The sequence below is a fragment of the Desulfoluna sp. CYM3A genome (assembly GCF_056829965.1).
On sequence record NZ_CP186556.1, the window covers coordinates 5,633,739 to 5,654,053 of the forward strand.

A 20,315-nucleotide genomic window follows, 5' to 3' on the forward strand; every position below is an offset into this window, starting at 1 on the left:
TCTCCTAACTCATTTATTTCTTTAAAAAATTATGTATAATGATGGAACAGTCTTAACCGCCCTTATTTATTTTATTTAAAGGCGATTGTCAAGAATATTCACGTGCTTAGATTTTGGCTACTTGTGCTGGCAAAGCAACTGTGGTAATTGGCCATGAGCCGTAGATAGCGCAGATCCCTATCGATCCACAACGTTTTTTTTTCGAGCGGGTGCGGATTGAAGGGCAAAATTTTTTTTAAAAAAATAGATACCACAGGAGATGCTATGGGTGAGATTATAACACGGTTTCCTCCGAGCCCCACGGGTTACCTTCATGTCGGCGGAGCACGCACCGCCCTGTTCAACTGGCTCTACGCCCGGAAAACCGGCGGGACCTTCATCCTCCGCATCGAAGACACAGACCTGGAACGTTCCACCGAGGCGTCGGTTCAGGCCATCTTCGACGGGCTGGAGTGGCTGGGCAATCCACTGGCTACGGCCCCTTTTATCAGACCAAGCGTTTTGACCTTTATAAAAAGGTGATCGACAAGCTCCTTGAAGACGGCCACGCTTACTGGTGTACCTGCACCCCCGAGGAGATCGACGAGATGCGGGAGACCGCACGGGCCAAAGGGGAGAAACCCAAGTACAACGGGAAGTGCCGCGAGCGAAACCTGGGGCCCACCGAGGGGGCCGTGGTGCGTTTCAAGGTGCCCCTGGCCGGGTCCACCGCCTTTGACGACATGGTCAAGGGGCGGATCTCCATTCCCAACGCAGAACTCGACGACTTCATCATCCAGCGTAGTGACTCTATCGACTTACAACCTGGCTGTTGCTGTGGACGACCTGACCATGAAGGTGAACACCATCTTAAGGGGCGACGACCACGTCAACAACACCCCCAAGCAGGTCCTCATCGTCAAGGCCATGGGAGAAGAGGTGCCCACCTACGGCCATGTGCCCATGGTGCTTGGGGCGGACAAGGCCCGTTTGAGCAAGCGGCACGGTGCCACCAGCGTCACCGAGTACCGGGACATGGGGATCCTTCCCGATGCCATGATCAACTACCTGGCGCGCCTGGGCTGGTCCTGCGGGGACCAGGAGTTCTTCACCCGCGAAGAGCTCATCGAAAAGTTCAACCCGGACAACATCGGCCGTTCCCCCGGCGTTTTTGACCAGGACAAGCTCATGGCCATCAACCACGAGCACATCCAGGCCAAGCCCACCGAGGAGATCACCGACGCCCTCCTGCCCTTCCTTGAGAAGGCGGGCATTGTGGCCGACGACCGCGCGCAGCTGGAAAAGGCCGTAAAGACCCTGGCCCCCCGAAGCCACACCCTGGTGGAGATGGCCGAGAACGCCCGGTTCTTTTTCCAAGGGGTGAAAGAGTACGATCCCAAGATGGCCAAAAAGGCCTTCAAGCCCGAGGCTGCGGATGTGCTCCTCGCGATGAAAGAGGCCCTGGCCGAGACCGAGTTTACCCAGGACGCCCTGGCCGCGACCTTCAAGGCCGTGGTGGCCAAGCTCGAGGTGGGATTCGGCAAGGTGGCCATGCCCATGCGCCTGGCCGTCTCCGGCACCGGTGCCAGCCCCGACATGTACGAGATGCTCGACGTCCTCGGCAAAGAGGAGACCTTAAAGCGTATCGACGACGCCGTGGCCCATATCCGGAGCCTGGGGTAGCGATCCGGGCGGACAAGGCGCCGGAGATTTTTTCTGCGCCTTGTTCAGGGCAAAAATGCCCTTTGCCCAAAGAGGGTTAGGGTAAGCCCTCGGAAGGGGGCTTGAAAAAGGCGAAATTTTTGCTTGACTCAATCGGCCCCACCGGACTATATACCCTCTCGCAACCAATTGAGTTGCCTGCTGGGATGTCGTCTAATGGCAGGACTACGGATTCTGATTCCGTCTATTGGGGTTCGAATCCCTGCATCCCAGCCAATTAAAAAATAAAGCCCCTTCGAGCAATCGAAGGGGCTTTTTGTGTTTATGGGGACTAAGGCCATGGTGTTTTCATGGCGAGATAGCAGATGTGATTTGCCCCTCGTTCCTCGGGGCAAATCACATCTGCATTTAAAACGGCATTCATGTCCCTTTTTTTAAAACCTGTTTGCTAAACTTTTTAAAAGTTTAGCCCCCGGCAGGGCCGCCGGAGGCATGGGCTGAATAGTTACAAATATTGTTGACGTGCATCCGGCTTATGCAAGCTCAAGACCGGACTGGGCCCGGGTCGCTTTGTCGTGGAAGGAGACGACGCGGGAGATCTCTTCGTCCATGGCATCAGAGCCGAAGTGGTTGATCAATTCACAGGTGGCCAGGTCTCTGGTTTTGTCCCCATAGGCTGATAGCCATTGGCGAGCTTCCTGCTCTGCTGTTTCATCCCTCCAGGGGTACTAGACGTGCAGGCCGGAAGCCCGCACCGCCAGGGTTTGGGGGTGAGGCGGGCCCGAAAGCATTTTTGGGTCTTGCAGAGCCGCATGTAAAGGGGGTCGGCACCCAGGACCTCCATCATGCCGGAGGTGAGCTCAGAGGTGGGGTCGGCGTGGGCGTGGGTAACCAGGTAACGGAGGCCTCCCCGGGTGCGATAGGCCCGGATACCGAAACACGGGTCTGCCCTTACCATGGTCTCCACCTTGGACAGGGCTTCATACTCCTTTTGCTGCCGAGGGGGCAGGCACCGGGAGCCGGTCAGCATGCGTGCCCTGTATTTGAGCCAGTCCCACAGGGACGGCATCGGCAGGTCCACGTCGATGAACATGGCCCGTGCCGTGTTGAGCACCCGGCATCCGTATCCGTTGAGGGTGACGGCGGCCCAGGTCGTGCCGTCCTCCGATGTCCACTTTATCAGGCGTTTTCCCGCATGGGGCGATCGCCATAGAGGTAGGTGTCCGGCCGGTTGCCCTTGAGGATCATTTCGGCAACGGCGTCCGCCCGTTTGCGCCCCTTTTCCCTGGCGTCGGCAAGGCTGGTGTCGGACCAGCCCCAGCAGGCAAGGGGAGCCATGGGTTTGCCCGTGAGGATGTTTCGCATGCGAACGTCGTGTCGTGTGGTGCCTTTGGCCCAGTATTTTGGAATGTTCATGGCTTAGAATACCACCCCGGTGTATCCCACGAAACTGTCCGAGGGGCTTTTGTCAAAACTGGTGGTGTGAGCGATCTCAAGGCCGCGGGGGATGCCCAGGGACCGGGCTGCGGCCAGGGTGGCTGCCACGGCACCTGCGCAGCAGGCATTGCGCCGGGCCAGGGCCTCGTCGGTGAAGTAGGCAGCATCAAGTTCTGTCATGTGGTCGATGGCCTCTCGATCGTTGGTATCGCAGACCCAGGCCCTCGCCTTTTCCCCCTTGCCCTGGGGGGTGAACCCGAAATTTGGGCCGTAGTGGGTGAGGTCGGTGGAGCCGATGACCTTGACGGTGAGGCCCAGGCTGCGTGCTGCGTCCACCACGGACTCGCCCACGGGTTCCGCACACTTGTTGGGGGCCACCCCCATGAGGCAGACCGGAGTCTCCCCGAAAAAGTACCGGATAAAAGGAAGCTGAAGCTCCAGGGTATTTTCAGGCGCCATGAAAGGGCTCATCTCTCGCCGTACATAAGGGGTGCTTCCCAGGGCCTCTGAGAACGCCTCGTGGACCCGCAGGTCTCCGAAGGGGGTTTCCAGGGTCCCTTCGGCCATGACGCTGGTGGGCTCCGACGGCCCCAGGTGGTGCCCGAACAGGACCACCAGGTCCGGCAAGTCACCCCGGGCCACGGTTTCGATGACCCGGCAGGCGATGCTGCCGGAAAAAAACCATCCGGCGTGGGGAACGATCCCTGCTTGAAATGCGTCCCCCGAGGGGCGTTTCAGCCATCCCTCCTTTCGATACCCTTCCACCTCCTTGAAGCAGGCCTCCCGGCTCTCCGGATACCATTGCCCGCGAAGGGCCGCGCGTTTTCGTGCACCCATGCTCTTTCCTCCTGAATTTTTGTCTCTATAAGGTAGTATATCACGGGGTTTTGGGGAAGAAAAAGAAGGGGGCGCAGCAACGTATTCAGGTGGCCTCCGGCGGCCCTGCCGGGGGCCAAACTTTTAAAAAGTTTGACAAACAGGTCTTAAAGCCTTACAGGCTACGCCAAAACAATTTCGACATTTTCGCATCCGCGCTACGTTTTGATCGCCCTGAAGGGCGATCAAAACGTAGCGCGGGTGCTTTAGAAGAGTTTTTTGCGGAGCTTTTTTTTAAAAAAGCGACCCGCCGGAGGCATGCTTTTTAAAGCGGGATATTTCCGTGTTTTCGGGGCGGTCGGGTTTCGTGTTTTGAGCTTATGACGTCCAGGGCATCGATGAGATGGTTGCGGGTTTCTGAAGGGACGATGACGGCGTCGATATAGCCCCGGGAAGCGGCGATGTAAGGGGTGAGGAACAGGTCGTTGTATTCGCAGATTTTTTCATTGCGCATGGCCTCGGGGTTGTCGGCGCCTTTGATCTCTTTTCTGTGGATGACGTTGGCCGCGCCCTGGGCTCCCATGACGGCGATTTCGGCCGTGGGCCAGGCAAAGGCCATGTCCGCCCCCAGGTGGCGGGAGCTCATGGCGAATCAGGTGCGCAGCTTTTTTTGGTGATGAGAAGGAGCTTGGGCACGGTGGCTTCGGAGTAGCTCCAGAGGAGCTTGGCACCGTGGCGGATGATCCCTCCCCACTCCTGCTGGATGCCGGGAAGAAAGCCGGGCACGTCGGCAATGGTGAGAAGGGGGATGTTAAAGGCGTCGCAGAAGCGGATAAAGCGGCTGGCCTTGTCCGAGGTGTCGATGTCCAGGCACCCCGCCAGGACCTTGGGCTGGTTGGCGATAACCCCCACGGTGCGGCCCCCCAGGCGGATGAAGCAGGTGATGATGTTGGGGGCAAAGAGGCTGTGGGGTTCAAAATAGGTTCCGTGATCGGCAACGGCCCGGATGAGGTCGAACATGTCGTAAGGCTTCACGGGGTTTTCGGGGATCAGGGTGTCGAGCTCCGGGCAGAGGCGGTGGATGGGCTCCTCGGAAAGGGCCCGGGGCGCGGTCTCCTTGTTGTTGGCCGGAAGGTAAGACAGGAGTAGTTTTATGCGGTCGATGCACTCTTCATCGTCCTCGCAGGCAAAGTGGGCCACCCCGCTTTTGGTGCAGTGGGTGACGGCACCGCCCAGGGTGTCGAAGCCCACGTCTTCGCCGGTGACCGAGCGGATCACGTCGGGGCCGGTGATGAACATGTGGCTGGTCTCTTTGACCATGAAGACAAAGTCGGTCATGGCCGGCGAATAGACGGCCCCGCCCGCCGTGGCCCCCATGATGGCCGAGATCTGGGGGATGACCCCGGAGGCCGAGGCGTTTCGAAAAAAGATCTCTCCGTACCCGGCCAGGGCATCCACCCCCTCCTGAATGCGTGCGCCGCCGGAGTCGTTCATGCCGATGATGGGCACCCCGGCTTTCATGGCCATATCCATGATCTTGCAGATTTTTTTGGCGTGCATCTCACCCAGGCTGCCTGCCCGGGAGGTCACGTCCTGGGCATAGGCAAAGACGGGGCGTCCTCCCACGAGGCCGTGTCCGGTGATGACACCGTCGGCGGGGATTTCCACACCCTCCATGCCGAAGTGGGTGCATCGGTGGGTCACAAAGCGGTCGATTTCCCGGAAGGTGCCTCTGTCAAAGAGGCGGTCCAGGCGTTCCCTGGCGGTGAGCTTGCCTTTGGCCTTCTGCTTTTCTACGGCCGGAGCTCCGCCCATGATCAGCGTCTGTGCGTCTTTTTCTTTCAGGTTGTGGATTTTGTTCTGGACGCGATTCATGCGGCCTCCTTGGGGGGTTCCCGGTTGATGATAGCGATGCGCTTTGCATGCAAGTGATAATCGGGGTGAACATTATTATCATGAAAGCTGAATCAGGGGAATGGGCCCCTTCTATTTTTGGGCCGAAAACCTGCAGCGGAAAAGCCGTGCCGGTTGCATGTGAGTCGGGTGCTTTGCTCCTGGTCTGAGTTGTGCCTGGGGCACGCCCCTGAGCGATCAGCCGTGGGGCCGGGACGAGAAGGTGTGGCAGGGCTGCGCAAGGAGGCTGAACGGTCGCTCAGTCATGAATTGTCTACCATGCTTTTTTTCGGGCTGTCAAGGCGGTGGCGTTCTAACGCATTGCAATTGTAGTTTAAATGGCGGGCCTGAGTGAGCCGGACCGTTTCTGGGTTTGTCACTGTTAAGCGTAAAACAGCTTCCGGGGGCCAAACGTTCACCAATTCTTGACAAACAGGACTTGCGCATGGCGTGGACCGGTCGAGTTTGGGTGAGCCGACTTGTTTAAACAAAACGGGCATTGAGCCGGAACGTTTTTACGGAGCTTTTATTCAAAAAGCGACCCGCCGGAGTCGGTGCGGTTAAATCGGCAACAGGCAGGTGGCGACAACGTATTCATTGACTTCGCCGCTTGTGAGCCAGTCCGCACAATCATCAGCGTTTATGCCGGGCGAAGCCCGAGGGCAATCAGCTGTCGAGGTGGCTCACTTCGCCACCGGAGGCTTTCTTTCCCGCTCGCATTACCCATAGAAGGCAAGATGAATAGTTACGAAGCGTTTTGGCATAAAAAAAGCCCCGTTCCGGAGGAACGGGGCTTTGGGATTTTCTTATGTCGAGATCCGTTGGATCAGGTTGTACTTACCGGCCAGGATAGCCCGGCGAACCGCCGAACCGATGACGCCGGCCACGTTGGGGCCCATGGCGTGCATCAGCAGGAAGTTGTGGGGGTTCTCTTCAACACCCACACCGTTGACCACGCGTGCTGCCATGGGAACGGCGGAGACACCGGCAGCGCCGATGAGGGGGTTGATTTTCTCTTTGCTCATGCGGTTCATCAGCTTCGCCAGGAGAACACCTGCCGCGGTACCGATGGCAAAGGCCACGAGACCGAGGAGGAGGATCCCCAGGGTTTCAAGCTGCAGGAATTTCTCCGCAGCCAGCTTGGAGCCGACGGAGATGCCCAGCAGGATGGTGACGATGTTGATCAGCTCGTTGGCGGCGGTCTTGGAGAGGCGCTCCACCACGCCACACTCTTTAAGCAGGTTGCCGAACATCAGCATACCGATCAGGGGCGTTGCATCCGGCAGGAGCAGGATACAGATGCCCAGGACCATCAAGGGGAAGACAATCTTTTCCACCTTGTTGACGTGGCGAAGCTGTTTCATCTCGATGCCTCGCTCCTCCTTGGAGGTGAAGGCCTTCATGATGGGCGGCTGAATGATGGGCACCAGGGCCATGTAGGAGTAAGCCGCAACGGCAATGGCACCCAGCAGGTCCGGCGATAGCCGTCCCGCAAGGAAGATGGCCGTGGGGCCGTCCGCGCCTCCGATGATACCGATGGCGGCGGCGTCCTGCAGGGAGAAGTCGATGCCGGGAACCACCTGGCTCAGCACCAGGGCGCCGATGAGGGTGGTGAAGATGCCGAACTGGGCGGCTGCCCCCAAAAGGGCTGTCTTCGGGTTGGCGATGAGGGGGCCGAAGTCGGTCGTCCCCCACGCCCATGAAGATCAGCAGGGGAAAGAGCCCTGTCTTGATCCCGAAGCCGTAGATGAGGCCGAGGAACCCTTCGGGTCCGGCAATGCCGGCCACCGGAATGTTGGCAAGAATGCCGCCGAAGCCGATGGGGATCAAAAGCAGGGGTTCAAACCCTTTTTTGATGGCCAGCCAGATCAGGATGCAGCCTACGGCAATCATGATGAGCTGGCCGATGCCCAGGGGAATCAGCTGGTGGTTGTCGATGGTTTTCTCTGCAAAGATTTCTTTGACACCGTTGACAAAGGCATTGAGTCCGGTGCTTTTCCAGAGCTTTTCCACTTTCCCCATGGAGGCGTCCGCGGCGGGAGCCGGCGCTGGCGCGCTGGCGGCACTTGCCATGGAGACCCCGCTGAAGAGGCAGAGAGCGACAAGGGCTGCCACAATCGCCAGGGGCTTGGTGGAGATTTTATGTGTCAATCTCATGTATCGAGTCATGGTCCTATCCTGTCCGTTCAGTCGTTTGAAGGCATAAAGAGTGCGATGGAGAATCACCTTAAGCAATGGTGACCAGGCTCTGGCCGGAGGCCACCTGATCGCCCGCGGAAACAGCCACGCTGGTGACGGTGCCGTCAACGGGGGCCTTGACCTCCACTTCCATCTTCATGGCTTCCTGAACGAGAAGCGTGTCTCCTGCCTTCACGGCGCTGCCGTTTCCAACCAGGACCTTGATCACGGCACCGGGCATCTGCGCCTTCACCTCTTCTCCGGCCCCGGCGGGGGCGGCAGGTGCAGGGGCGGCCGCTGCAGCAGGTGCTGCGGCTGCGACGGGAGCGCCGGCGGTTTCGATCTGGATGAGGACCTGATCGGCGTTCACCTGGTCACCGGTGGCCACGAGAATATCGGCCACGGTACCGTCCACGGGGGCTTTCACCTCCACTTCCATTTTCATGGCTTCCTGGACGAGCAGGGTGTCGCCGGCCTTGACCTGGGCGCCCTTGGCAGCAGAGATGCGAACCACGGCACCGGGCATCTGGGCCTTGACCGCTTCTTTCACGCCGGGAGCCGCGGGGGCGGCTGCAGCGGCAGGAGCGGCGGCGAGGCCTTCGGCCACATTGACGTTGTATGCTTTTCCGTTAACCACGGCGGTGTTGCCGTCGATTTTGACAGCGTAGGTGCTGCCGCCCACGGTGACGGTGTAGCCGTCCGGGGCTGCCTTGGCTTCAGCCTTGGGTGCTTCGGCCACGTTCTTACGAACGCCGATGGTGGCTTTGCCGAGGAGGTAGTTGATGCCCTTGTCGCCACAGGCGCCCGCGATGAAGATGTTCTCATCGGTGGTGGGCAGGCCGTTGTCTTCGAGTTGCTTTTTGGCAGACGGGATGCCCTTGTTGGGATCCTCCTCGTTGATGTCGAGGGGGCTGCGGGTGGTGGGCTCAAGGCCCAGCTGCTCGGAGGCGATCTTGATGATTTCGGCATCAGGGGGAACGGGGGTCTTGCCGAAGTAGCCGAGGACCATTTTGCCGTAACCTTCGGCGATCTTCTTCCACTTGCCCATCATGACGTTGTTGAAGGCCTGCTGGAAGTAGAACTGGCTCACGGGGGTTACGGAGGTGCCGAAACCGCCCAGGCGAACCACTTCGTCCATGGCTTCGATGATCTCGGGGAAGCGGTCCATGATGTTGTTGTCACGCATCATCTGGGAGTTGGCCGTAAGGGCGCCGCCGGGCATGGGAGACCAGGGAATGATGGGCTCGACTGCCTTGGCTTCGGGGGGCAGGAAGTAGTCCTTCATGCACTCTTTGAAGACTTCCTCGGCCTCACGGATTTTGTCGATGTCGCAGTCCAGCTCGTACTCGGTGCCGCGCAGGGCGTGCCACATGGTCATGATGTCGGGCTGGCAGGTACCGCCGGAGCAGGGAGCCATGGAGAGGTCGATGACGTCCACGCCCGCGTCCAGGGCGGCCTTGTACCCGATGACACCGATACCGGCGGTGTCGTGGGTGTGGAACTGAACAGGAATGTCCGCCGGAATGATTTCCTTGGCCCGTTTGATGGTCTCGTAGACCGTTGACGGGAAGCTGGTGCCGGAGGCATCTTTGAAGCAGATGGAGTGGTACGGAATGTCCGCATCCATGATCTGCTTGAGCATGTCGACGTAGAAATCGGCGTCGTGGGCGCCGGTACAGCCCGGAGGCAGGGCCATCATGGAGATGACCACCTGATGGTTGAGGCCTGCTTCGGCGATGCACTGGCCGCTGTAGATCAGGTTGTTGACGTCGTTCAAGGCATCGAAGTTACGGATGGTGGAGATGCCGTGCTTCTTGAACATTTCGGCGTGCAGCTTGATCATGTCCTTGGGCTGAGAGTCCAGGGCGACCACGTTGATGCCTCGCGCCAGGGTCTGCAGGTCTGCGTCGGGGCCAGCGGCCGCGCGGAACCTGTCCATCATATCAAAGGCGCACTCGTTGCTGTAAAAATAGAGTGCCTGAAACCGCGCGCCGCCGCCTGCTTCAAAGTAGTTGCAGCCCGCTGCGGCTGCCGCTTCAACGGCAGGCATAAAATCGTCAGTAAATACTCGCGCTCCGTAGACCGACTGAAAACCATCACGAAACGCTGTGTTCATGAAACGAACTAATTTCTTAGCCATAATCTTCTATCCCTTTCGTTAGCTGCGCGCGCAGGCTTTTACAGCCGCAATGGCCACCGCGATTTCAGTCAGGTCATCTCCAGCCTTTTGAAACACTGCGGTTTTTGGTTTTTCCAAAGGTCCACCCGTCACTTCGGCATCGGTAAATCGCTCTAACACCTTTGCCGAGATTTTCATTGCGTAGACCAGGAGGGTCAGAAACGCGAAGACCACCCCCATGCCTGCAACCATCAATCCCAGACCTTCAACTATCATACTCTATCCCCTCCACATAATAATCGATGTCTTTGACCGGAGGCGTTTCACGTGTGGGTTCACAGGGTGAATGTGCGGGGTCGACGGTGCGGTCGATACATCCCGCGGCAGGCAATAAAGCCACGCCCGGTGCGAAAGCATCTTTTCTCATGATGATCCCGTGTTGCCACGGCATCCATGTATGCCGAACGGCACCTGCCCGTATCCCATCGGGCAGGGGGCATTCGCGCATCAATCTTCAATATCGGTAAAGGCGGGTCAAACCCCCGAAAAATCGGCAGGCAATGGACCCTTAGGGGGCAGTACTCCCTTGGGGTGACACGTGTCACCTTGAGACGGCTCCCAATTCCTTTTTTGTCGTCAGACGTACGTTAAATGTGTCGTTCAGATCGAGGTATTGGCCATGTAGGCACTGAAAGTATATTACTAGAATCGAACAATTTTGTATATTTGGGCGACAATGTCAAGTAAAAAAATACGAGCTATTGTAGGATGATACCTTGGTATTGACAGGAGGCGATGGGGCGGGGAACTTGGCAAGCAGTGGAATTCATGAATATTGGGGGCGGAAGGGGACGGGTTTGTGGTGAGGGCCTGCGGTATAGGGGCACCCTACGGAGGATGCGCTGATTGGCTTTCATTTCGTGTGGTTCGAAGGTGCCTGGCTGGGGACGGGTAAAAATCCGGCGGAAAGATGCAGATGAAAAAACATCTTTCCGCCGGGTAACCTCTGAAAGGAATGTGAACGGAGTTTATCGCGGTTTTCCTCGAGGAGTAACTACTTGTATTTTTTCATCACCCTGGCAAATCCCGGGAGAGCCCCGGTGATGGTTTTCGCGTCCACGCAGAAAGAGATACGGAAATGGCCGGGCCCTGCGAATCCGCTGCCCGGTACCACGAGGATCAGTTCCTCCTGGAGTTCCCGCGCAAACTCCACGTCGTTTTCGATGGGGGACTTGGGAAAGAGGTAAAAAGCCCCTTTGGGGGCGGTGAATTCATACCCGGCCTCGGTGAGGCCGTCCACCAGAAGCTCCCGGTTTTTTTCGTAAGGCGTCATGTCCACGTTGACCCCCTGGATGTCGGCGATGACCCGCTGCATGATGGCCGGAGCGTTGACATACCCCAGGATACGGTTGCACAGGGCCAGGCCGCCCAGAAAGAGGCCCTTGCCCTCGAAGTCGGGGTGGATGGCAATGTAGCCGATGCGCTCTCCGGGGATGGAGATGTCCTTGGAGTAGGAGGTCACCACCACGCTGTTGGCGTAACTGGTCATGATGGAGGGCACGGTGATCCCGGCGTAGGTGATCTTCCGGTAGGGTTCGTCGGAGATGAGGACGATGGGATGGCCGATGTCCCGGCTCTTGCGGGCCAGAAGGTCTCCCAGGGCATCAAGGCTCGCTTTGTCGTACACCTGGCCGGTGGGGTTGTTGGGGGTGTTGATGAGGACGGCCTTGGTCTTTTCAGAGACCGCTTCTTCGATGGCGGACAGGTCCAGGGTGAAATCCGGGTTGGTCTGAACGGTCTTTACAACGCCCCCGTGGTTGTCGGCGTAGAAATTGTACTCCACAAAGTAGGGCGCCGGGCAGATCACCTCGTCGCCGGGATCAAGGAGGGTCTTGAGAACCACGTTGAGGGCGCCGGCCGCTCCGCAGGTCATGACGATGTCGTTTTCATCCAAGGTGACCCCCTGCTGCTCGGAGACAAACCCGGCCACGGCCTCGCGCACAAAGGGGTAGCCGGTGTTGGGCATGTAGGAGTGGATGCCTTCACCGGAAGAGGCCGCCACCTTCATGAGGCTCTCCTTGAACTCAGCCGGGGGGGCGAGGTAGGGGTTGCCGAGGCTGAAGTCGTACACCTTGTCCGCTCCGTGCTCTGCCTTGAGGCGGGCTCCCTCCTCAAACATTTTGCGGATAAATGATGATTTTTCGATGGCACCCTTGATCTTGGTCGAAATGGTCATGAAATCCTCCGGTCCGTCTATCTCTTGTGGTGAATGAAAAGAACGCATATCAGCCACGAAGCCTGCGGTGTGTCCCGGCAGGCGGTATCGTCGCGGCGTCCATGTTTTTACCTCGGAACCGATACGGCTGCTGCAAACCAAACGAAACGAAACGTTTGATGAGATCGGTGTGAATCACTTTTATTTCACAGGATGTGGAAAAAAATCAAAGAAATTTATGCATACGAAGGAAGGGGACTGAGAAAACGGGGGGAGAATCGGCGTTGCTGATGCCCCATCAGGTAGGGTGCCCTTACGCACCGCATGTTGTTGGGAAACCCTTTGATGGGTTGGGCTAATGAAGCTTCATGCATCGCAAACTTTGGAAGCTCTGAAGCCGTATTGCGATCACAAGGCTCATCAATAGTGCGCAAGCGCACCCTACAGTTGGTTGATGCTTCTGGCACACTCGTGAAAAGGGCGGACTCCGCTTGTATGCCGGAGGTTGGCCACCCTCTTCCGTAAGCAACGGGCGGAGCCCGTGCCATAGGGTTTCAAGGTGCCCCCACCTTGCCGCCGGAGGCACGTTTTTGTTTCACTACTGAATCCCGCCCTCCATGGCGGCGTAGAAGCCTTTGCGCCAGGCCATGAAGCGGTCTTCGAGGATGGCCTGCCTGATTTCCCCCACGAGGTTCATATAATAATGAAGGTTGTGGATGGTGTTGAGGCGGTAGGCCAGGAGCTCCTTGGATTTGTAAAGGTGGCGCAGGTAGGCCCTGGAGTAGTTGCGACAGGTGTAGCAGGTGCACACCGGGTCCAGGGGTTTTTCATCTTTCTGATACCGCTGGTTGGCGATGTTGAGGGCCCCTTCGGAGGTGAAGAGTTTGCCGTTTCGTGCATTCCGGCTGGGCATGACGCAATCGAACATGTCGGCGCCCATCATGACCAGCTCCACAATGTCCGAGGGGGTGCCCACGCCCATGATGTAGCGGGGTTTCAGGTCCGGCATCTGGGCCAGAGTGTGCTCGCCCATCTCCATCATCAGATCCTTGGGCTCGCCCACGGAGAGGCCGCCGATGGAGTAGCCGGGAAAATCGATGCCGCAGATCTGCTCCACCGACGCCGTGCGCAGGTCCTTGTACATGCCGCCCTGGACAATGCCGAAGGCGTTGTTGCGCAGGTCGGTCTCCTGCTGCCAGAAATCATAGCAGCGCTGGGCCCATCGGGTGGTGAGCTCCATGGACTCTTTGGTGGCCTTGTGGTCCGACGGGTAGGGCGTGCACTCGTCCAGGCACATCATGATGTCCGAGTCGATGTGGTTCTGCACCTCAATGGATTTTTCCGGGGTGAAGAGGTGCCGGGACCCGTCGATGTGAGACTGAAACGAGACCCCCTCTTCCGTCCGCTTGGTGAGCTTGGCCAGGGAAAAGAACTGAAACCCCCCGCTGTCCGTTAAAATGGGGTGCTTCCATTTCATGAAATCATGGAGCCCGCCAAAAACGTCCAGCACCTCGGTGCCGGGCCTTAAATAAAGATGGTAGGTGTTGCCGAGGATGATCTGGGCGCCGGCTTCTTCAAGGTCCTCAACCGACACGGCCTTCACCGACCCCACCGTGCCCACAGGCATGAAAATGGGGGTTTTGATCTCGCCCCGGCGCGTCTTGATGGTGGCTGCCCGTGCCCGACACTCTGTGGACTGAGCTTGTTTGGTATACGTAAGTCTCATGGTTTTCCTTTATGTAAAAGCTGCTTCCGGCGGGCAGGAGCTAAAGCCCCTGCACCCCAGGTTTGCGAATGCTCTAACCTTCGTTCCTCAGGTTGTCACATTCGCTGACGGGCTTTGCCCGTGTAGAACAGGCTGTTTTTATATGACGGTTGCCTCCGGCGCTTGCCTGAAAGAGGTTGCTTGAAGTCGAAACGCTTTTACGGCTAACGAGGATACTGCTCACGTTACGCTAATCTTGTTACTTCGAGGCTTGTGACGCTGCTTGCATCAATCGATAGCGTTTGTATCGGGCGAAGCCCGAGCCGAAGGCGATTGCACTTTTACCCGAGGAACGAGGGGGAGAGTGCAGTCGCAATACGCTTCGAGGTGGCTCACCTCGCCGCCGGAGGCATGCTTTTTCGGTCCGCTTTAGTCAATAAACATCGCATCGCCATAGCTGAAGAAGCGGTATTTCAGCCTGACGGCTTCTTCGTAGGCGGTGAAGATGGTGTCTCTTCCGGCAAAGGCGGAGACGAGCATGAGGAGAGTCGACTCCGGGGTGTGGAAGTTGGTGACCATGGCATCCACGCATTTGAACTGGTAGCCGGGATAGATAAAGATATCGCAGGGGCCGGCCCCGGGTGCAAGGGTGCCGTCTTTGGCGGTGGCGAACTCCAGGGTGCGCACCGAGGTGGTGCCCACAGCGATAACCCGGCGGCCTTCGGCTTTGGCGTTGTTTATGGCGGCTGCGGTGGCTTCGGAGACTTCGTACCATTCGGTGTGGATGGCGTGGTCCCGGATGTCGTCCACCCGCACGGGCTCGAAGGTACCGTATCCCACGTGGAGGGTGAGCTCGGCGATCTCAACGCCCTTGGCTTTCAGGGTCTCCATGAGGTCCCCCGTAAAGTGGAGCCCTGCGGTGGGGGCGGCCACGGCCCCGCGGTTTTTGGCGTAGACCGTCTGGTAGGTCTTTTTGTCAAAGGCGTCCGCGTCCCGCTTTATGTACGGGCAGCATGTTGCCGTGGGTTTCAAGGAGGCGGTCAAAGTCGCCGTCACACGCAAACCGGAGGCGGTAAATGCCCTGGTCAAAGCTTTCCACAACGGCGGAAAAGCCTTCTCCGAAGCGGATGGGCGTCTCGGGTTTGACCCGCTTGGATGCCTTGAGCAGGCACCGGCAGGAGAAAGCCCCGTCGCGATTCATGGCGGCCATACCTTCCCGGTAGTCCAGGATCAGCACCTCCACCTTGCCGCCGGTCTCCTTGTGGCCCATGAGCCGGGCGGGGATGACGCTGGTGTTGTTCACCACCAGGAGGTCTCCTTTATTAAGGAGGCCCGGGAGATCGGAAAAATGTCGGTGGTGCCTTGAACCGGTGTGACGCTCCAGGTGCAGGAGCCTGGAGTCGGTACGGTTTTTTTCCGGGTGGCGTGCGATGAGTTCTTCCGGAAGGTCGAATCGATAATCACTGAGTTGGTACATCTCTTACATATTCCCCAGATAAACGAGGGCAAGCCCTCCAAGCATCATGAACAGCCCCATGCTTCTCAGGCGATTTTCCGGCTGGGCGGCCAGGGTCAGGAGAATCTGGCGGGCCCTGTTCGGGAAGCCGAACCAGGGAAGTCCCTCAACAATCATCACCATTCCGATAACGCAAAGAAAATATTTCATATGGTCTGCCGTGCCTTGACACATCGGTGGGGACGAGCGGTGTTCGTGGTTTGTCCCGTCCGGTGTGGTTCGTTTCATGTGCCGGTCACCTTGACATCGGCGCAAAACAGTTTGAAAAACCCGTATTTATAGTATGGAGATCGGGGTTTGTCAAAACGTATATTTTTGGTATCCGTGTTTGGTGGCGAGGGGATGGGAAGGGCCGTGATGAGTCTGGTGGTGCGTAACGATCTGTTGTGTCGGGAAAGTCCCTCGACCATGAATAAGGGTTTGTCATCAAACCTGAAATCTTCTATAATCCTTCCTTTTATATACATACCGGTCTGTCGGCTTGATGGACCGGTTCTTTGTTATGATATCGCCCATGCAGCGGAGTCGGATATGGAATATGAAGTCGTCATTGGCCTTGAAATACATGCGCAGCTGAAAACCAAAACGAAAATTTTTTGCGGGTGCTCCACCGCCTTCGGGGCGGAGCCCAACAGCCAGACCTGCCCGGTCTGTACCGGCATGCCCGGGGTGCTTCCGGTGCTCAACAAAACCGCGGTGGCCTATGCGGCCAAGGCCGGGGTTGCAACCAATTGCACCATCAACCGGGTGAACCGTTTTGCCCGTAAGAACTACTTTTACCCGGACCTTCCCCTGGGGTACCAGATCACCCAGTTTGCCCTGCCCATTGCCGAGCACGGTCATCTGGACATCGATCTGGAAGACGGTTCCACCAAGCGCATCGGTATCACGCGGATCCATATGGAAAACGATGCGGGCAAGCTCAATCACGACCCCATGCGTCCCATCAGCCTGGTGAACCTTAACCGTGCCGGGGTGCCCCTCATCGAGATCGTCTCCGAGCCGGATATGCGCCCAGGAGGCCGGTGCCCTGGTGAGAAAAATCCATCAGCTCGTGCGCCACATTGGGGTGTGCGACGGCAACATGGAAGAAGGGAGCCTCCGCTGCGACGCCAACGTCTCCCTGCGGCCCAGGGGCCAAGAAGAGTTCGGTACCCGCACAGAGATGAAAAACTTAAACTCCTTCAGGAACATCGAGCGGGCCATTCGATATGAGATCAACCGTCAGGCCGATATTCTGGATAACGGTGGCGAGGTGATCCAGGAGACCCGCCTCTGGAACGCCGACAAGGAGATCTCCACCTCCATGCGCAGCAAGGAAGACGCCCACGACTATCGCTACTTCCCGGACCCCGACCTCCTGCCCGTGGTCATCGACGACGCCTGGTACGATGAGATCGCAGGCAGCCTGCCCGAGCTCCCCGATGCCATGAAGAAGCGCTACGTGGACGAGCTGAACCTGCCAGCGGCGGATGCCGAGGTCCTCACCTCGTCCATCGAGCTGGCCACCTATTTCGACAACTGCCTGGCCATCTTCGGCTCCAAGCCCAAGCAGGCCAAGATGGTTGCCAACTGGGTTATGGGATCCGTCCTGGGGCTTCTGCATACCGACGGTATGGACCTTGGCAACGTGCCCGTGTCTCCAAAGATGCTGTCAGGGCTCCTTTCCCTTGTTCAGGAAGATGTTATCAGCGGCACCATGGCCAAGACCGTCTTTGACGAGATGGCGGCCACCGGTAAAGAGGCTAAGGTGATTGTGGATGAGAAGGGCCTTGCCCAGGTATCAGACACCTCTGAAATCGAAGGCATCGTGGACAAGCTCCTGGCCGACAACCCCAAAGAGGTGGAGGCCTTCCGTGGAGGTAAGAAGAAGCTCATGGGCTTTTTTGTGGGCCAGGTCATGAAAGCCACCAAGGGCAAGGGTAATCCCAAGTTGGTGAATCAGCTCCTGAACGAGAAACTGAATGGTTGATGGTTCAGAAAAATAGATTTAACGGTGCAATCAGCCTCCGGCGGCCCTGCTGGCGAAATTTTTAAAAAATTTGATAGATAGGTTTTGTGTTATTGGAGCCTCTGCTGTGGATATATAGCAGGGGCTTTCTATTTTGGTATAAGCGCGTTTGGCGAAGTGGGTAGGGGCGGCGCGGTGAGCTGCGTTGCGTGAGGTTCCAGTGGGCTTGTGAAAAGGCTTGGAAACAAAAAAAGGCCCGCCAAACGGCGGGCCTTTTTTAATGGCTAAGAACTATGCATTCCTAAAATTAGAAAGCAACGTTCATTTTTACGTAGCCCCAAACGCCTTCGTCTTCGAAGGACTCTTCGTTTGCGTCATCACCGTCAAGGAAGCAATACCAGTGGAGAGGGTTACGGCGTCAGATGCTTTGTAGTAAGCGTTAACATCGAGTTCGTAAACATTGTCGAACTTGATGTTGCCAGTGCTGGTGGAACGCGCGAGGTTCTCGTCCTTGTCAAAGTTGGTCATTGCGTAGGCCAGGGCAGTGTCTACTGAAACAGTTTCAGTAATAGCCTTGGAGACCTTGACGCGAGCGAGGGTGGTCCCTTCGAGGAGGATTTCATCGCCCAGTACTTCCATGGGGCAGAGTTCGTCACCTACGTAGTAAGTAAACTCATTGTTGGTGCCGGAGTAAGGATACCGGCGTTAACGCCGAGGCCTGCAACGGTAGTACCTGCATCAACCCAGAGGCCAAATACAGAACCGTCGTAACCGCCAATGGCGTCGTCATCGTAAGACGCGAAACCAAACTCGGATTCGAGGTTGATGGCACCAATTTTACCGGTTACGGCAACCTGGCCTTTGATGGCAGAGGAACCAGCGGAGAGTCCCTGGACACCAAGGTCATCGGTCCAGGCAGACTGAGCGTCAAGGTAGTAGACTGCGGGCTGAATGGTGAAGGCGCCAGCTTTGGTAGTCAGGCCAAACGAGGTAGCCATCAACATCGGCATCGTCATCGGTTTTGTCGACTTCATTGATTTTTTCAGTTTTGAAGGTCAGGGTACCGAAGGGAGTGGCCTGGTCAGCCCTGGATGAAGTACATACGCTCGGCGTTGTCGCCGAAAGCAGTACCCCATGCGTCAAGGTTGCTGTCGATACCGCCGATGAAGGTGGTGCCGGTGGTGAACTTGTGGGTCATGGCAGCTTTGCTGACTTCAAAGTAATTCTGGCCGTCGTCGTTGGCACTGCCGCCAGCGATGTTGGCTGAGTTGTCCCAGATGGTGTTGAATGCTTCAGCAGTGATGTCAACGGAGGTGTTTTCGTTAACGATGATGCTGGATTTAATTTCGAGGTCAGACTCATAGTAACGGTAGTCTTTACCGGTCTCAGGGTTCTGGACTCCATTCCCCTTAATGAAAAAAGAACCGTTCATCTTCACTTCTGCAAACGCAGGAGCGCTGATGAAAAGGCCGGCGAGCATTGCAGCGAACACTTTCTTGAACATTAATAAATCTCCTTATCGTTCAGGTTTCAAATAGTCTCCCCGGCGCGTTGGCATTCTTAGCTTCGGACAGGTCCCTGAAGGCGCGTCAGACCGATCGCAAGGCTCCATGCGCGGCATTGCCGGTGTTGACCATGACTCCGGTTTCGCAGGAAGGTAGCACCATACTGTTTGGAAATCGTTAGAAAAATACGAAGATTTCCGGGTGTAACAACAAGCAGCAACCGGATAACATAAAGCAACACATCCATTATGTTACCTTAATTAAGATTAAGTTTTTAAAAAATTTCAATGGGAATGTCAATATAATTTTACGATTTTGGAAGGGTGCCCTTCGAGAGAATCATTAATAAAAACAGGTTGGTGGCGTAGTGCTGTTTTGCGGGTAGAAAAAACTTCACCCAACGTGGATATGATGATAGTCTAAAAAAAGTGAAGTTTCTGTGTATTGTCAATACACTACTTATGTAAAGCGACCTTATATAAAATAGGTATGAACACGGCGTATTTGCCGGGAGAGGATGTCTATGAGATTCCACATGAAGAAGCGGGTTGCCGGTATGGTGGCAACCATGGTCCTCCTGCTTGGGGGGATGGCCATGGGAGCAGCCCTGCCTGTCCATTGACGAGGTGGCCTACAACGGCCCCGAGGCCAGCGGGTACCTGAAAACCGGCGTGGCCCAGATGGTGGCCAACCGACTGGGGGAGGCCGGGGTCTCCGTTCTCACTGAGTGTGACGGGCCCTCCCTTGATATCAGCGTCACCCTGTTCGGCGGCACCGCCAACCTCGGCGCATCCATGGAACAAAAGGGCTTCCATTTTTCCCGGTCTGGCACAGAAGCAGAGCTCATTGGCTTTGTGAGTGAGTTGGCAGATGAGGTGGCCGGTAAAATGACAGCTGGGGTGGAGGCGCCCAAGGCGACTCCGATACCAGCACCGGTTGTCAAAAAGGAAGTGCCAACCCCTTCGCCTGTGCCTACTGAAGAAGATACCGTGCGAAGCGATATTTTTTCCATGGAAGTCCAGAGCGTGGCTGCTGCGGACTTGAACGGAGATGGGGTGGTGGAAGCCGTGGCCGCAACAAGGGGAACCCTGCTTCTTTTCAACGTATCTAAAAAGGCCATTGTTCGGTACGACAGGGTGAGTTACCCCGATTATTTGAAACCGGTCCGCATGGATACTTTGGATTTTGACGGGAGATGGCAAGTCAGAGCTCTTACTTTCCGCCGTTCACGCTGTGGAACCAGGACCCCTTTACTCTGGTGTTTCGTCACAACGGAACCACCCTGGTACCGGTGGGTAAACCCGCGCCGTTCCTTTGGCCGTTGTGTCCCTGCCTGATG

16 protein-coding genes, 1 tRNA gene and 5 pseudogenes are annotated in these 20,315 nt (G+C 57.1%); 7 read left to right on the plus strand and 15 right to left on the minus strand.

The features are described 5' to 3' along the window. Positions 1-264 precede the first annotated feature (264 nt). From ACOYW1_RS28415 to ACOYW1_RS28430, 4 genes and pseudogenes are all read left to right on the plus strand, one after another. Positions 265-522: a glutamate--tRNA ligase family protein gene (locus ACOYW1_RS28415; RefSeq protein ID WP_482420625.1), complete on the plus strand. Its 258-nt coding sequence runs from the start codon at positions 265-267 to the stop codon at positions 520-522. Continuing rightward, a pseudogene (locus ACOYW1_RS28420) lies at positions 519-731 on the plus strand (glutamate--tRNA ligase family protein); the annotation flags it as partial. The gene ACOYW1_RS28415 and the pseudogene ACOYW1_RS28420, both read left to right, overlap by 4 nt. A gap of 52 nt (positions 732-783) precedes the next feature. Continuing rightward, a complete protein-coding gene (locus ACOYW1_RS28425) occupies positions 784-1,662 on the plus strand; it encodes a glutamate--tRNA ligase (protein ID WP_482420626.1) in 879 nt (292 codons plus the stop codon). A 181-nt stretch (positions 1,663-1,843) separates the two neighbouring features. After that, positions 1,844-1,917: transfer RNA gene (locus tag ACOYW1_RS28430), tRNA-Gln, on the plus strand. Between the two features lie 358 nt (positions 1,918-2,275). Here the strand turns inward: ACOYW1_RS28430 and ACOYW1_RS28435 are convergent. From ACOYW1_RS28435 to amrB, 3 genes are all read right to left on the minus strand, one after another. Next, on the minus strand, positions 2,276-2,755 hold the full coding sequence (locus tag ACOYW1_RS28435) for a hypothetical protein (protein WP_482420627.1): 480 nt from the start codon (positions 2,753-2,755) through the stop codon (positions 2,276-2,278). 65 nt (positions 2,756-2,820) lie between these two features. After that, positions 2,821-3,057 carry a hypothetical protein gene (locus ACOYW1_RS28440; RefSeq protein ID WP_482420628.1) on the minus strand — a complete coding sequence of 79 codons (237 nt, stop codon included), beginning with the start codon at positions 3,055-3,057 and terminating at the stop codon, positions 2,821-2,823. A gap of 3 nt (positions 3,058-3,060) precedes the next feature. Next, the gene (amrB, locus tag ACOYW1_RS28445; RefSeq protein ID WP_482420629.1) at positions 3,061-3,915 is read right to left on the minus strand and encodes an AmmeMemoRadiSam system protein B; all 855 of its coding nucleotides are present in this window, start codon (positions 3,913-3,915) and stop codon (positions 3,061-3,063) included. Between the two features lie 50 nt (positions 3,916-3,965). Here amrB and ACOYW1_RS28450 point away from each other — a divergent pair, with 50 nt between their 5' ends. Beyond that, entirely contained in the window at positions 3,966-4,223 is a 258-nt protein-coding gene (locus ACOYW1_RS28450; RefSeq protein ID WP_482420630.1) for a hypothetical protein, read from the plus strand. Here ACOYW1_RS28450 and ACOYW1_RS28455 read toward each other — a convergent pair. The 9 genes and pseudogenes from ACOYW1_RS28455 to ACOYW1_RS28495 all read right to left on the minus strand — a co-directional run bounded on the left by ACOYW1_RS28455 (position 4,220) and on the right by ACOYW1_RS28495 (position 15,748). Then, positions 4,220-5,769: pseudogene (locus ACOYW1_RS28455) on the minus strand (acyl-CoA carboxylase subunit beta). The gene ACOYW1_RS28450 and the pseudogene ACOYW1_RS28455 sit on opposite strands and share 4 nt — an antisense overlap. An 824-nt stretch (positions 5,770-6,593) precedes the next feature. Next, the gene (locus ACOYW1_RS28460) at positions 6,594-7,430 is read right to left on the minus strand and encodes a sodium ion-translocating decarboxylase subunit beta (protein ID WP_482420631.1); all 837 of its coding nucleotides are present in this window, start codon (positions 7,428-7,430) and stop codon (positions 6,594-6,596) included. Positions 7,431-7,536: 106 nt separating this feature from the next. Then, positions 7,537-7,956 (minus strand): annotated as a pseudogene (locus tag ACOYW1_RS28465) (sodium ion-translocating decarboxylase subunit beta); the annotation flags it as partial. Positions 7,957-8,014: 58 nt separating this feature from the next. Then, positions 8,015-10,105, minus strand: coding sequence for a biotin/lipoyl-containing protein (locus ACOYW1_RS28470; RefSeq protein WP_482420632.1), 2,091 nt, complete (start codon positions 10,103-10,105; stop codon positions 8,015-8,017). 18 nt (positions 10,106-10,123) lie between these two features. Further along, entirely contained in the window at positions 10,124-10,360 is a 237-nt protein-coding gene (locus ACOYW1_RS28475) for an OadG family protein (RefSeq protein WP_180138544.1), read from the minus strand. 778 nt (positions 10,361-11,138) lie between these two features. Beyond that, positions 11,139-12,320, minus strand: coding sequence for a pyridoxal phosphate-dependent aminotransferase (locus ACOYW1_RS28480; RefSeq protein ID WP_482420633.1), 1,182 nt, complete (start codon positions 12,318-12,320; stop codon positions 11,139-11,141). A 577-nt stretch (positions 12,321-12,897) separates the two neighbouring features. Next, positions 12,898-14,025 (minus strand): tRNA guanosine(34) transglycosylase Tgt, encoded by a 1,128-nt coding sequence (tgt, locus tag ACOYW1_RS28485; protein ID WP_482420634.1) that lies wholly within the window; start codon positions 14,023-14,025, stop codon positions 12,898-12,900. A 408-nt stretch (positions 14,026-14,433) separates the two neighbouring features. Beyond that, positions 14,434-15,481, minus strand: a pseudogene (queA, locus tag ACOYW1_RS28490) (tRNA preQ1(34) S-adenosylmethionine ribosyltransferase-isomerase QueA). Between the two features lie 3 nt (positions 15,482-15,484). Further along, complete coding sequence (locus tag ACOYW1_RS28495) at positions 15,485-15,748, minus strand: DUF2065 domain-containing protein (protein ID WP_482418728.1); 264 nt, start codon at positions 15,746-15,748, stop codon at positions 15,485-15,487. A 303-nt stretch (positions 15,749-16,051) separates the two neighbouring features. Here ACOYW1_RS28495 and gatB point away from each other — a divergent pair. Then, a pseudogene (gene gatB, locus ACOYW1_RS28500) lies at positions 16,052-17,492 on the plus strand (Asp-tRNA(Asn)/Glu-tRNA(Gln) amidotransferase subunit GatB). Between the two features lie 306 nt (positions 17,493-17,798). Here gatB and ACOYW1_RS28505 read toward each other — a convergent pair. The 3 genes from ACOYW1_RS28505 to ACOYW1_RS28515 are packed head-to-tail and all read right to left on the minus strand — an operon-like array spanning position 17,799 to position 18,975. Continuing rightward, entirely contained in the window at positions 17,799-18,110 is a 312-nt protein-coding gene (locus ACOYW1_RS28505; protein ID WP_482420635.1) for a hypothetical protein, read from the minus strand. Positions 18,111-18,127: 17 nt separating this feature from the next. Next, a complete protein-coding gene (locus tag ACOYW1_RS28510; RefSeq protein WP_482420636.1) occupies positions 18,128-18,505 on the minus strand; it encodes a hypothetical protein in 378 nt (125 codons plus the stop codon). A 47-nt stretch (positions 18,506-18,552) separates the two neighbouring features. Then, a complete protein-coding gene (locus tag ACOYW1_RS28515; protein ID WP_482420637.1) occupies positions 18,553-18,975 on the minus strand; it encodes a hypothetical protein in 423 nt (140 codons plus the stop codon). 582 nt (positions 18,976-19,557) lie between these two features. Between ACOYW1_RS28515 and ACOYW1_RS28520 the strand changes: the two genes are divergently transcribed. Beyond that, positions 19,558-20,313: an FG-GAP repeat domain-containing protein gene (locus ACOYW1_RS28520; protein WP_482420638.1), complete on the plus strand. Its 756-nt coding sequence runs from the start codon at positions 19,558-19,560 to the stop codon at positions 20,311-20,313. Positions 20,314-20,315 lie beyond the last annotated feature (2 nt).

Bases quoted from the DNA above. Each gene is read 5' to 3' on its own strand.
- ACOYW1_RS28415 (WP_482420625.1), top strand. From the start codon at position 265: ATGGGTGAGATTATAACACGGTTTCCTCCGAGCCCCACGGGTTACCTT.
- ACOYW1_RS28440 (WP_482420628.1), bottom strand. From the start codon at position 3,057: ATGAACATTCCAAAATACTGGGCCAAAGGCACCACACGACACGACGTT.
- amrB (WP_482420629.1), bottom strand. From the start codon at position 3,915: ATGGGTGCACGAAAACGCGCGGCCCTTCGCGGGCAATGGTATCCGGAG.
- ACOYW1_RS28470 (WP_482420632.1), bottom strand. From the start codon at position 10,105: ATGGCTAAGAAATTAGTTCGTTTCATGAACACAGCGTTTCGTGATGGT.
- ACOYW1_RS28475 (WP_180138544.1), bottom strand. From the start codon at position 10,360: ATGATAGTTGAAGGTCTGGGATTGATGGTTGCAGGCATGGGGGTGGTC.
- ACOYW1_RS28480 (WP_482420633.1), bottom strand. From the start codon at position 12,320: ATGACCATTTCGACCAAGATCAAGGGTGCCATCGAAAAATCATCATTT.
- tgt (WP_482420634.1), bottom strand. From the start codon at position 14,025: ATGAGACTTACGTATACCAAACAAGCTCAGTCCACAGAGTGTCGGGCA.
- ACOYW1_RS28495 (WP_482418728.1), bottom strand. From the start codon at position 15,748: ATGAAACGAACCACACCGGACGGGACAAACCACGAACACCGCTCGTCC.
- ACOYW1_RS28505 (WP_482420635.1), bottom strand. From the start codon at position 18,110: ATGGAAGTACTGGGCGATGAAATCCTCCTCGAAGGGACCACCCTCGCT.
- ACOYW1_RS28510 (WP_482420636.1), bottom strand. From the start codon at position 18,505: ATGAAGTCGACAAAACCGATGACGATGCCGATGTTGATGGCTACCTCG.
- ACOYW1_RS28515 (WP_482420637.1), bottom strand. From the start codon at position 18,975: ATGTTCAAGAAAGTGTTCGCTGCAATGCTCGCCGGCCTTTTCATCAGC.